The organism is Methanobacterium veterum (assembly GCF_000745485.1).
GTDB classification, from domain to species: Archaea; Methanobacteriota; Methanobacteria; order Methanobacteriales; family Methanobacteriaceae; genus Methanobacterium_D; species Methanobacterium_D veterum.
In genome coordinates this window covers 309,162-321,909 of record NZ_KN050693.1, presented here as the reverse complement: position 1 = coordinate 321,909, position 12,748 = coordinate 309,162, and the positions used below count along the sequence as shown (strand labels likewise).

At 31.3% G+C, this 12,748-nt stretch carries 9 protein-coding genes; 3 read left to right on the top strand and 6 right to left on the bottom strand.

The annotated features are described in order from the left end of the window. Positions 1 to 142: 142 nt before the first annotated feature. On the bottom strand, positions 143 to 1,729 hold the full coding sequence (locus tag EJ01_RS11755) for a thiamine pyrophosphate-binding protein (protein WP_048080954.1): 1,587 nt from the start codon (positions 1,727 to 1,729) through the stop codon (positions 143 to 145). A gap of 427 nt (positions 1,730 to 2,156) precedes the next feature. On the opposite strand from EJ01_RS11755, the gene EJ01_RS11750 reads away from it, so the two are divergent. Together EJ01_RS11750 and acs are read left to right on the top strand one after the other, a co-directional pair. Then, positions 2,157 to 3,680, top strand: a complete 1,524-nt coding sequence (locus EJ01_RS11750) for a PP2C family protein-serine/threonine phosphatase (RefSeq protein WP_052376129.1) — start codon at positions 2,157 to 2,159, stop codon at positions 3,678 to 3,680. Between the two features lie 428 nt (positions 3,681 to 4,108). Further along, the gene (acs, locus tag EJ01_RS11745) at positions 4,109 to 6,061 is read left to right on the top strand and encodes an acetate--CoA ligase (RefSeq protein ID WP_048080955.1); all 1,953 of its coding nucleotides are present in this window, start codon (positions 4,109 to 4,111) and stop codon (positions 6,059 to 6,061) included. A 14-nt stretch (positions 6,062 to 6,075) separates the two neighbouring features. Here the strand turns inward: acs and EJ01_RS11740 are convergent, their stop codons facing one another. The 5 genes from EJ01_RS11740 to EJ01_RS11720 form a co-directional block, all read right to left on the bottom strand. Beyond that, a complete protein-coding gene (locus tag EJ01_RS11740; protein WP_048080956.1) occupies positions 6,076 to 6,915 on the bottom strand; it encodes a DUF2207 family protein in 840 nt (279 codons plus the stop codon). A 153-nt stretch (positions 6,916 to 7,068) separates the two neighbouring features. Further along, complete coding sequence (locus EJ01_RS11735; RefSeq protein WP_048080957.1) at positions 7,069 to 7,524, bottom strand: dCTP deaminase; 456 nt, start codon at positions 7,522 to 7,524, stop codon at positions 7,069 to 7,071. 365 nt (positions 7,525 to 7,889) lie between these two features. Next, entirely contained in the window at positions 7,890 to 9,614 is a 1,725-nt protein-coding gene (locus EJ01_RS11730) for a restriction endonuclease (protein WP_048080958.1), read from the bottom strand. A gap of 1,350 nt (positions 9,615 to 10,964) precedes the next feature. Beyond that, positions 10,965 to 11,912, bottom strand: a complete 948-nt coding sequence (locus EJ01_RS16655; protein WP_052376127.1) for an Ltp family lipoprotein — start codon at positions 11,910 to 11,912, stop codon at positions 10,965 to 10,967. A 21-nt stretch (positions 11,913 to 11,933) separates the two neighbouring features. After that, entirely contained in the window at positions 11,934 to 12,305 is a 372-nt protein-coding gene (locus tag EJ01_RS11720; protein ID WP_048081088.1) for a DUF2085 domain-containing protein, read from the bottom strand. Between the two features lie 263 nt (positions 12,306 to 12,568). On the opposite strand from EJ01_RS11720, the gene EJ01_RS17335 reads away from it, so the two are divergent. Continuing rightward, positions 12,569 to 12,739, top strand: a complete 171-nt coding sequence (locus EJ01_RS17335) for a hypothetical protein (protein WP_157197556.1) — start codon at positions 12,569 to 12,571, stop codon at positions 12,737 to 12,739. Positions 12,740 to 12,748 lie beyond the last annotated feature (9 nt).

Here is a 12,748-nt window from a genome sequence, read left to right as displayed (position 1 = left end):
TTACAACTATTCAAATAATGCCAATAATTATGTTACACTTCAATAATTAAATTAACGATATATAAAATTGCTTTAAGAAAGATAATTTGAATAATCTACTTTTTTAAATATTACAAGTAATATAAAATAATTAATTAATAATTTAGGGTTTTAATTTAGGTAAAATAATGCCTTCTTCCTTATCTACCATGATATCAATTAAATAGGGTTCATTTAAATCTAAAGCATTTTTAACTGCATCAAATATTTCACCAGGAGCATTCACACGTTTTGATTTGATTCTGTATGCATCTGCAATTTCACAGAAATCAGGATTTTCAAGTTCAACTTCGTATCTCTCCCTGTAATGCATGTCCTGCCACTGTTTTATAATTCCAAGGCAGCAGTTGTTTATGATACAAATTAAAATAGGAAGATTCTCCTGAGCAATTACTGCAAGTTCCTGTATTGTCATCTGGAACCCTCCGTCGCCGACCACCAGAACTACCCTTTCAGCAGGGTCTGCAAGTGATGCACCAATTGCTGCAGGCAGGCCGTAGCCCATAGGTCCAAAACCTCCTGAAAAAAGCAATGAAGAAGGTCTCGTTACTTTCTTAAGTAAAGTAACCCATGTAGTATGTGTTCCTGCATCACTTATTGTTGTTGAATCATCCGAAGCATCCAGTATCTCTTTTACAGCTCTTTGAGGTTTAACTGGAATATCATTATAATTAGTTTTAATTTCATAGGTTCTTTTATGATTATCTAATTCATGAAGCCATTTGCCAGTGTTTTTAACAGTTATATCTTTCATTTTATCTAAAAACTGGCCAACATTTCCCTGAATCTTAACATCTCCTTCTAAAACTTCGTTGTCAAGATTTACATGAATTATTTCAGGGTCTCCAATTCCGAGTACAGTCCTTTCTGAGAATCTACAGCCAAGTGCTATCAGCAGATCACAGTTTTTACCTGCAAAATTTGCAGCGGTTGTGCCTCTAAGTCCGATCATTCCAAGACAAAGTGGGTGATCTTCCGGTAAAACACCCCTAGCAGAATACGTTGTCGCAACTGGAATGTTATATTTTAAAGAAAAATCTCGCAGTTCGTTTACGGCATGTGCCCATATTATCCCAGTTCCAGCAAGAATAAGTGGTCTTTCAGACATTTCCATCAATTTAACTGCATCACCAACATCAGTTAAAGAAATATCTTTCTCTTCAACATTTTCAGAGGTAAGTGAGAATGTATCGACATAATCATTTAAAACATCTTTTGGAAAGTTTAAATGAATCGGTCCAGTTTTCCCATGCTTTATCATTTCAATTGCTTTTTTTAATTTCAAAGTACCATCGTCTGGGTCTTCAATATGGAATGTTTCCAGCGTAATTGGCCTGAAAACACCTTCAATATCAATATCCTGGAATACATTCGTTCCTTTAAGATCAGTGTCTACATCCCCAGTGATTACAATCAGCGGTATCGAATCTTTAAAAGCAGTTGCAACACCCATTACTAAATTTAAAGCTCCAGGGCCAGCAGTTGAAATACATACCCCAAATTCACCAGATACCCTTGCATAACCGTCTGCAGCATGCACTGCTCCCTGTTCATGGCGCATTAAAACATGTTTAATCTTTGAACTCCTCAGTGCATCGTAAAAAGGCAAAATCTGTTCTCCAGGATGTCCAAAAATAAATTTAACACCATTTGATTCTAAAATTTTAATCAGTGCATCTGCACATCTCATTTTATCATTCTTTAGATTCATCATGAATAAATATGGTTTTTATATCTATTATAGTTGCTGTTAGCGTTATTATTCCCATTAAATTCTTTTCCAGCCGCTATATTACCCCTATTACTGTCAACATTTTTATCTTGACTATTTTCATGTTTAAACAAAATAGTTGTACAATTTTACTAAATTCAAAATTTAAGATTATTTAATTTATATTCTACTTTAAAACAAGCCTTCAAAATATTCCAACGTTAAAGTCCATTATACGTTTGAAACTACATATTATAATATTAATTTTCATTCCGATTAACTAAATTAATTATTTAATTAATTAAATTTATATATTCCAATTATGAATATCATTAAATTATAGCAGGTTTATTTATAATTACAAACCCGCAGAAATAAATTTTATGTTAATATAAGGTGCTTATTAATGTCTGAAATTCCAAAAAAATACATACAATTTGATTTTTCAAAAATTAAAACGTATTTAAGAGCTAATGAAGAGCATAATATATTATATCTCCATGCATTAATTGCAGTAATAGGAAGTTTAAGCGCGTTGCTCATTTTAGAAGGTGGAAAAGAATCATTACCTTCCACCATACACTACTTACTTGTACTTATAGAAAAAACATGCGTAATTATTGTAATTGCTTATATTGTTTCACGTATTAAATATTTCCAGGAGATATTAGCAGGTAAATTCACCCTTAAAAATCAAGCTGTAGTTATTTTACTATTTGGAATAATTTCCATTTTTGGTTCATATTCAGGGATAGATGTATTCGGCGCCATTGCAAATGTTAGAGATCTTGGCCCCATGATAGCGGGTTTAATTGGCGGGCCAGTAGTAGGTTTAGGAACTGGACTTATTGGTGGGCTTTACAGATACTTCTTTTTAGGGGGACCAACCACAGTACCCTGTTCAATAGCTACAATTCTTGCAGGACTATTTGCAGGAATTATATTTATAGCAAACGGGCGTAAATTCATCGGAATCCTGGGCGCGGTGATCTTTGCAGTTTTAATGGAAATGTTTCATATGTTACTGGTTATTCTCCTCATACATCCATATTCACAGGCACTGGCAATTGTGGGTGAAGTTAGCGTCCCCATGATCTTCGCAAATGCCATGGGAATACTTGTTTTTTCGTTTATAATATCAAACCTGTTGAGAGAACAGAAAACTACAGAAGAACGTGACCTGTATTTTGACGAACTTGAGCGGAAAAAAAATGAGCTAAAAGTAGCACAAAAGATTCAGCAGACTTTTATACCAGACACAATTCCGTTATTAAATGATTATGACATCTCTGCTTTTAATATACCTGCAAAAGAAGTTGGAGGCGATTTCTACGATTTTATTCCAGTTACAGATGATAAACTTGGTATTGCGATTGCCAATGTTTCTGAGAAAGGTGTCCCTGCAGCGCTGTTAATGGCCCTATCCAAAACTATTGTCCAGACAAAAGCCAGGGAAACTCAGCATGTTTCTGACGTGATGGAGTACTTAAATAAACTTGTAATGATTGAAGCAGACTCCGGAATTGATTTAGCACTATTTTATGCAGTGCTGGATATGAAAAATAAAACTCTGCGCTATATCAATGCAGGTAACGATTCTCCACTGCTCTTTATAAAAGACAGTGAAAGTATTGTAAAGCTCATAAATGAGAACTTCCATTTAGGTAAAATAATAAACAGGGAGTTTGAAGAAAACGAAATAAACTTAAATTCTGGAGATATACTTATTTTCTACACAGATGGAGTCATTAACGCTTTAAATGAAGAAAAAGAGCATTTCGGAATTGAAAGACTTAAAACCCTCCTTAGAGAAAACTACAATCTAAAACCAGAAGAGATGATCCAGAAAATAAATCAGGAAATTTCATCGTTCAGTAAAGATAAGTTTCAAATCGACGATATGACCCTAGTTGTCCTGAAAGTTAAATAAATCGACTTTTGATAAATTCTGGAAAATATTATTTCATCTTTTATAATTTATTTTTAATTTTACTCAATTCTTATTTTTAAATTTTATTTTAAATAAATGACAGAAACACCTTGTTTTGTCTGCAAAATCAAATATTTACAGTTCTGAAAATCCTTGATTTCCCCTCAACATGCAAAAATTTCTAATTTTGCAATTACGAAACACTGGTTTCGTAAACATTGAAAATCATAGATTTTTGACATAAATTTAACATTACTGTGACTAAGTTTGCGAAAGTTAAAAGATCGGAAATTTTTAATATTGAGGAAATTTCCAATTTCCGATGGTTAAAAGTGGGAAATTTTTAACCATCTATAAAACAAAAATAGTATTACTGTAAAATTGAGGATAAATTTAATCACATGATTTCAAAAATCTTGAGGGATAAAATGCCAAAGGATTTGGAAGCTTTACTCAAAGAAGAAAGGATATTTAAGCCTACAAAAGATATTGTGGAAAAAAGCAACATCACGCAGTGGATGAATAAATATAAAATAAAAAATTATGATGAATTACTCAAAAAAGCTAATGATAATCCAGACTGGTTCTGGGATGACCTTGCAAAGGAACTTGAATGGTTTGAACCTTATAAAAATGTATTAAAATGGGACCCGCCCCATGCAGAGTGGTTTCTAGAGGGCAAATTTAACATAGCCCATAATGCATTAGATAGACACATTAAAAACGGCAAAGGAGATAAAATAGCTTATATTTGGGAAGGAGAAGATGGAAAAACCAGGAAAATAACTTACCACCAGCTTTGGTGTGATGTAAACAAATTTGCCAATGCATTAAGGGAATTAGGTATTGGGAAAGGAGACACTGTAAGCATTTACCTGCCGATGATACCTGAACTCCCAGTGGCAATGCTTGCATGTGCCAAAATTGGGGCTGTGCACTCCGTTGTTTTCTCAGGGTTCTGGGCAAAGGCATTTCAAGAGAGGGTAAACGATTCAAAATCAAAAGTGGCCATAACCACAGATGGATTTACAAGAAGGGGAAAATTAATACCTCTTAAAGAAAACGTGGACGATATACTCCAGAATACACCTACAATCAAGAATCTTATTGTAATTAACAATGCAGGCATAGATGTTAAAATGCATGAAGGCAGAGACCTCTGGTGGCATGAAATTACAGAAAATATGAGCGAAGAGTGCGAAACTGAAGTTATGGACTCTGAAGACCCATTATTTATTTTATACACCTCCGGGACAACAGGAAAACCAAAGGGCGTTGTACACGTTCACGGGGGGTACGCTGTTGGAATTTATACCACTTTAAAATTCGTTTTTGACCTTAACGAGGACGATATATGGTGGTGTGCCGCCGACATTGGATGGATAACAGGCCACAGTTATATAGTCTACGCACCGCTTTTACTTGGAGTGACATCCATCATATTTGAAGGTACTCCAGATTATCCGGACCCAGGAAGACTGTGGAAAATTGTAGAAGGTTATAAAGTAAATGTCTTCTATACTGCACCTACGACAATACGAATGTTCATGAAATACGGCCCCAAATGGCCTCAAAAATATGATTTAAGTTCAATAAGGCTTCTAGGATCTGTAGGTGAGCCTATAAACCCTGAGGCATGGGTATGGTACTATAAATACATCGGCAGGGAGAAATGCCCCATAATGGACACGTGGTGGCAGACAGAAACTGGAATGCACCTCATAACCCCTTTGCCAATATCGCCGCTTAAACCCGGCTCTGCAGTTATGCCTTTCCCAACAGTCCAGGCAGATATTTTAGATGATATGGGAAGGTCTCTGACTGAAAAAGGAGGGCACCTTGTAATCAAAACTCCATGGCCTTCAATGCTTCGAACCATTTACAGGAACCCGCAGAGGTACATCAAAACGTACTGGAGCGCATTTAAAAATATGTACCTGAGCGGGGACGTGGCGAGAAAAGATTCTGACGGTTATTTCTGGATTCAGGGCCGTGAAGATGATGTTTTAAGTGTTGCAGGGCATAGAATCGGGACTGCAGAAGTGGAGTCTGCCCTTGTAAGTTATGAATGCGTGGCAGAAGCTGCAGTGGTGGGAAAGCCTGATGAAATAAAGGGCGAAGAAATTGCAGCATTTGTTATACTCAAGGATAATTTTAAACCCACACAGGAACTAAAAGACACCCTTAAATATCATGTTAGAGTTGAAATAGGCCCTGTTGCAACTCCAAAATACATAAGCTTCGTTGATGACCTCCCAAAAACAAGGAGCGGAAAAATAATGAGGAGGGTCATAAAAGCCAAGGTTAAAGGTGAAGATGTGGGAGACACAAGCACCCTTGCAAACCCTGAAGCTGTTGATGGTCTTGACAGAGCATTGTAAGATTTAAATAAATATCAATAACCGTAAACATCAGTATTGGAGTCATGCTGGCCAGGTTTTACTAGATATAGCCCTTTAAATCCTTGCTCAACAAAATTTAGGCCGTTGACTTTGATAATCTGGTAAATTTCACTATTTTTTAGGGTAGTTTCATCTAAATATTTTTCAAAGTTCTCCACAGCTTTCTTTCCAATGCCTAATGCCATTCCATAAACCAAAAACTGGTTAATATCATCAGGAGAAATATCTGCATTAGTTATATCCCTGCCAGAAACATACGACTTAAAATCGTCCAATTCATTCATAAATTCTGTTGAATCTCCTCTAAAGAATTTATTATTCGAATATTCATTTTTGAGATGCTTTTCCCAGCTTTTGTATCTGCTTTCGAATTTTTTGGAAGCTTTTAAATTTTTTAAATCATCCTCTATAAAATATAATGAAATTACTCCTTTTTTATCATACCGCTTCAAAAAGTTAATTACATCTAGTTCATAGGGTTTAAGTTTATTTACACTCTTTTTTTTATTTATTCTAACGATAGGGCCTGAAGAATGGTTATTTTTTTTAGCAGAATTAGAATTAATTGTATTTGAGAAAATGATATAATTTTTATTTATTAAATCCAGTAAAGTTGCCTTAAATCCATCTTCATATCCATTTAAATCTGTTTTTTCATTTAAATAGGTATTTAATAATTCTGGAGAATAATTAAACATGTTTTTTGGAGTAAAAATGAAATTTGAATCATTTAATAATGATGATTTTTTTATATACTTCGTATAGACCACATAACTAACCAAAATAACTACCAGCAGTATGAAAAAGACCTCTAAGAGAACATTGAATTCCATTTAACACACCTTTTCATTTCAATTAACAGAATACTGTTATGGCGCACTATCTGTAAAATAAGTAATATAAAATTATCTATTTTTGTTATATTCAAAAAAAAGGAATTTAAAATGTATCCAAATAAAAAAGGAACTTAAAATATTTAAAAAATATTATTCCGACTCTTGATAACTTCCGTTATATTCTCCAGAGCCTGAAACCTTAAATACAACTGCTTGGGCGATTCTTTCCCCTTTTTTAATCTGGTAGTCGAATTCACCGTAGTTGTAAACCATGAACTGGAGCGTTCCATAAAATCCAGGGTCACCTACTGCTGTATGGACTGAAATAAAGGACCTGTTAAGGGTGGAACGCGGGCGGTAAAGCATTGAATATCCCTTTGGGATTTTAACTTTAGGCGCCACTGTGACTGAGTAAGCTGTTTTTGCTTTTAAAGTGTAAATTGGACCTTCAAGTTTTTCTAATTCTGGAAGATTTTTTTCGTTGTCAATTAGAGAGCCTGCACTTTTTTGAATAAACACGTCTTCTAATGGTAAATCGATCCCTGAAGGCTGTATGAGCCCTTCAAAATCTGGAAATAGTTTGATTAATTCTGTTTCGCCTAGAATACTAAAACACCTCTAAAATTTTTTTTACAAAAAAATTTTCGTGGTTCGAAAAATACAGTCAAAATCAAAGATTTTGACGCATAGAAAATCAGAGATTTTCTAATGCTTGTATTTTTCTCAACCTCACTTATACCTCTTTTTTTCCTACTAAACTCCATAAAATTCATATTAAATAATTATACTAATCGGATAAACCAATGTCTACATTTTTGATACATTTCACTTTTAGTTTTATAAAATTAACCCATATAAATCTTTTTAAATTTCCAAAAAATAAAATTATTTTTCAGATGATCTAATCCTTAAAATGTCCAATGTATAGTTTAATATACAACATAGAAAAATTTTAAGATAGAACTTATTTTTTATTCTAATAATGATATAGGTTCTTTTTTAAGTTCTTTTGACATTTTCAAACATTTTCTCGCTTGAAAGTTTTGATGTGTTCTCTCCAATGCTTTCCCTTTAATTTCCAATATCATATAGTCATTAGGTGTGTCTTTTAGCATTTCATCAGTTATTTTTATTGCGTCTTTATATTTTCGAAGTAATAGCAACGTTTTTGCCTTATTTAAATAAGTATAACCAACATATCTACGGCTCAATGATTTATTAAAATATTTTAAAGCCTTTTTAAAATCTTTATTTTTAAGACATAATTCTCCTTTTTTAGCTAAAATTAATGCATCATTAGGGTAATCAACCATTAACATTTTTAATGTACTTTCAGCTTCTTTAAGAAGTTTATTTTCCATAAGAACATAGAGTTTATTAGCCAATATTTCTGTACTATCCTTTTCAATTTCTAATGCTTTATCAAAGTATTTTTCTGCAAGATCAAGATATTTTTTCTTTTTTTGATATTCTGAATTAATTCCATATATAGCTCCTTTTGCATTTAATAGAAAAGAATCTTCAGGATATATATCCAAAAGACTATTAACCATTTCCATTGAAGGAACTAAATCCACCATCTCGGTTAATAAGGTTATTTTGGTATCTAGTAATATCTTAGAGTTCTTATTCTTTTTAATATAAGGATCTATAAACTCTAGCGCTTCTTCAGATCTATCAAAATCTCTTAATATTCGTGATTTGGTATGAATTGCAATTTTAGAGTTAGGTTCAATAGATAAAGCTTCATTTATTGTTTTTAAAGATTTTTTAAAATATCCTTTATTTTTTAAAATACTGGCTTTATTTATTAGAGCGAATTTATTTTGTTTATCTAGTTTGAGTACATCATTATAACATTTCAATGAATCATTTAGATTGCCTAATTCCATTAAAATATGGCCTTTATTTAATAAAACAGGAATATTATTGGGTGTAATCTTTAAAGATTCATTAGTAAAGAATAATGCATCCTCTCTCCGCTTTATGCTTAAAAATAAACCACTCATTTGCTGATAAATCATAGATTTTATATTAAGATCAATATTTTTTAAATCTAAAAGACTTTCTTTAATATTTGTGGCCATTTCATCAAGACTTTTTGGAATATTTTTTTCATTATTAATTTTAAGTTTAAATTTCATGCCAAAATTAGAGCCGGCTCTCTGTGTTATCTTTAAAAGTTCCTGAGGACTATCTTTATCTAAAAATCTTTCAGGAATTTTTTCGTCTGGGAAATAATCGTGAAAAATATCTTGATATTGAAAAAGAATATCTTGAAAACGTACTCCCGTCCAATCAATAATCTTACATTGGAAATTATTCATTGCATTTTCAATTTCATCTTTACAATCTGGAGTGAGATGCATGTTAGACATAATAAATATTTTTTCAATTCGACTAGAAATTGCTTTATTAATTTTGTCACTTATATCTCGATATGAAATACCATTAGAATATTTTTTGCATTCAAACCTACATTTTTCAAAAATTTCTGTTATACCATCTGGCATTTTACTTTTATAGATAGCATCTATATCTCTTCCGCCGTCAGCACTCCCATCTCTCAAAGATACATTAGTAAAACCATCCATTGAACGTACTAACTCATAGCATAAATATTCAAAATCTTTATCAGTTAATTCTCCTATTATTGATTTCCATTCATCGGGCAATTTTACTTTTTCTGATGTCATTTATTCACACTATTCCTATATTATATGAATTACGGGTTTCTATAGTTATATCTTTTTCATCATATTCAAATGACTTTATAACCTTTTTGAAAGTTTAACTATGCAATTTTGCTTAGAATACTAAAAAACCTCTAAAACTTTTGCTAACAAAAATTTAGGGGTTCAAAAAATTGAAAATTTCCCCTAACCTCATTTATATCTGTTTTTTTCCGAATAAACCTCATAAAATTCATATTAAATGATTATACTAATCAGATAAACCATTACTTACATTTTCAACGTATTTCATTTTTTAGTTTTATAAAATTAACCAATATAAATCTTTTTAAAATTGAAGAAATTTACAATTTCCGAAGGTTAAAAATCGAAGATTTTTAATCTTTTCAAAAAATAAGTACTTTTCAAATATTCTAATTCAAAACCTAAAAAATAATATCAATGTATGTAATAGCTGTTTAAATTGTATATTATCTAACATAAAGATTCGCCAGACTTTACTTTATAACTTTTTACTGATAATTCCATTTGGATAATATATAAGTTATTAGTCCCAAAATTGGATAAACAACATTGCTATTGTTTAGTACATTTTTGTATAAAATCAATCATTAATGTATAAAATAAAGCATATAAATTTTTTCTATATTTTAGTTTAAAAAAAGCACAAATTTATTTTTCATTGTTATTCTTTATTAAAATAGACTATTTTAACATAAATATTTCTATTTTAGTACAAATTTAAAATTAATCATTCTTTCTTAATAGAATTTCGTTTAAGTCGAGTTATTGCCCCGAGGGGCTAACTAAAAATTAAAAAATTAACACTGCTACATTAAATTGTGTCAACAAGAAGATCTAAGTCTATTATTTGCCATATATACGGTAAGGTTAATAATAACAACACTAATTTCTGCATTACATGTGCCCGTCCTTTATCTGAAAATTCTAAAAATGAATGCCCTTTTTTTGAAATGAAAAACCATAAATATGCAAATTACTGTCAAGAATGTGGCTCAAGATTGTAAATATATAATCATTTAAAATTAAATTTGATCTTAGATTTTTTTAATTAAAATAAACAATTTACTCTATGGAAACTAAAGATTCGAAAAGTTTTTTTTACCTTGTACCTGAAATAGCATTTTAATTGTTATTCAAATTTTTATATCATTTTCGTTTATTCATAATATACTAAAAAAAAGAAAAAAAGAAATATTTTTTTGATACTATTACACAAAATCAAACATTAGCTGCTACTGAAACTACACCGTCTTTATTTGATTTTTACAAGTCTGATTGCTGAACCAATTAACTAAAAGTAATGCCATCACCAGGCAGACGTTTTATATATTACAATCCCACGGCCTGAACTCCGTATTCAGCTTGCTGTTGTGTAAATCCTTCAAATTTGAGCTGTTTAATTAATCCAGATCGTGAAAACGACATGGTATCTAAGTAGCTTTGAGCCTTTTTTGCTGCTTGCTCATTCCAGTCAGCACCAGTTTGATCTACTCCGTATACAGCTTCCTGTTGTGTAAATCCTTCAAATTTGAGCTGTTTAATTAATCCAGATCGTGAAAACGGCATAGTATCTAAGTATTCTTGAGCCTTTTTTGCTGCTTGTTCTTGACCCACAGTTGCACTTGTAACTGAACTATCACTTGATGAGGTATCTGTAGATGGTGTTGTGTTGGTAGCTTGGCTTGATACTTGAGTAGACACCTTTTTTATTGTAAGTTCAACAGAAGTATTTTCTTTACCTGCTTTAACAGCTTCAAATCTAATTGTGGCACTAGTTACATTTGCAGGTATTTTTACTTTATATGTAAATCCATTACCTGAAGTTAAATTAATCCTTTGAGCACTTATATTCAAATCAGAAGAACTTACAGTAAGATTTGCACCATCCTCTGTATAACCACTTATAGTATATTCTGTAGTGGAATTGTTAACATCTATGTGATAAGTACCAAGACTATCATAAGTTGCATTATTAAATCCAATTGTAATATGTTTATCAGGAAATAGTACGCCTCCAATAGCTCCAATTATAATTACGCCTAAACAGCATACAGCAACACTTGTTAAAGCTTTACCTTTTGTATCCCGTGCATTCCAAAATCTTTTTATTTGATCAAGTATACCTGCTGGTTTATCTAATTGTTCATTTTTTTGAATATTGTCTTGCTTTGGTGTATTTGGAACTTTATTTAAAGCAGTTCCACAATCTTCACAAAATGATGCAGTAATTTTATTTTGTTTTCCACAATTTGGACATATTTTTGCCAATTCATTCATGCCTCCTTAATTTTAGTTTTTTCAACTAAACAAAATCCATTTCATGGCTTTAAACAAAATTCCAAGTCCTAATCCTGCAATTAAACCTGTGGTAAACCTTAAAGCATTATTACTTTCTCTAAATCCAAAAAATTGAGTTAGACCATCTAATAATACAGGTATTATCATCAAAAATGCGATTGTTATGATTATTGGGTTATATTGTACATAAACAAAGTAAACAAAAAAATAATAAGAGAACATACTGATATAAATCCCTGTACACCTTGAACATACTGGAAAATACCATTTACCTATTTTAAATGTTCGTTCTGGTAACCTATGACATATAAACACTTTTAAAAGACTGTCTACATGATTATTTGTCGCTACTTTGGAATTTTTGTTTTTCATAAGAGCCAATATTATGTCCTTTGAAACTTAAAGATAATATTTGTTATCACAATCAAATAGAAAGAATTATATATTTAATCAAAAAATTAAAGTTTTTAATACCTGAAAATGAGGTATACACCTACATAAGATTGATATTCTGATTAAAAATAAGAATGATTTGTATTAAAGCAAATAGAAAAAAAATTCAACTATTATTTTTCAAATGTTCTAACTCAAAACCCATAAAATATAATGCTAATGTATATACTAGGTGTTCAAATTTGGATGCTATTGATTCCAGAGTCAGGAAATGCGAAGATGTATCGACAATTATCGATAAGAAAATGAGAACTAGAACAATTAAGTTTGAAAAGTTTATTATTCCTTTAAGTGATAATAACCCATTTGAATTAAATGAATTTATAAAAGTACTTCGAAAAATCAGATTTTGAAAAAATAGG

Coding starts and splice junctions, on each gene's coding strand:
- EJ01_RS11750 (WP_052376129.1), top strand. CDS start 2,157: ATGTCTGAAATTCCAAAAAAATACATACAATTTGATTTTTCAAAAATT.
- EJ01_RS11740 (WP_048080956.1), bottom strand. CDS start 6,915: ATGGAATTCAATGTTCTCTTAGAGGTCTTTTTCATACTGCTGGTAGTT.
- EJ01_RS16655 (WP_052376127.1), bottom strand. CDS start 11,912: ATGAATGAATTGGCAAAAATATGTCCAAATTGTGGAAAACAAAATAAA.
- EJ01_RS11720 (WP_048081088.1), bottom strand. CDS start 12,305: ATGAAAAACAAAAATTCCAAAGTAGCGACAAATAATCATGTAGACAGT.
- acs (WP_048080955.1), top strand. CDS start 4,109: ATGCCAAAGGATTTGGAAGCTTTACTCAAAGAAGAAAGGATATTTAAG.
- EJ01_RS11730 (WP_048080958.1), bottom strand. CDS start 9,614: ATGACATCAGAAAAAGTAAAATTGCCCGATGAATGGAAATCAATAATA.
- EJ01_RS11755 (WP_048080954.1), bottom strand. CDS start 1,729: ATGAGATGTGCAGATGCACTGATTAAAATTTTAGAATCAAATGGTGTT.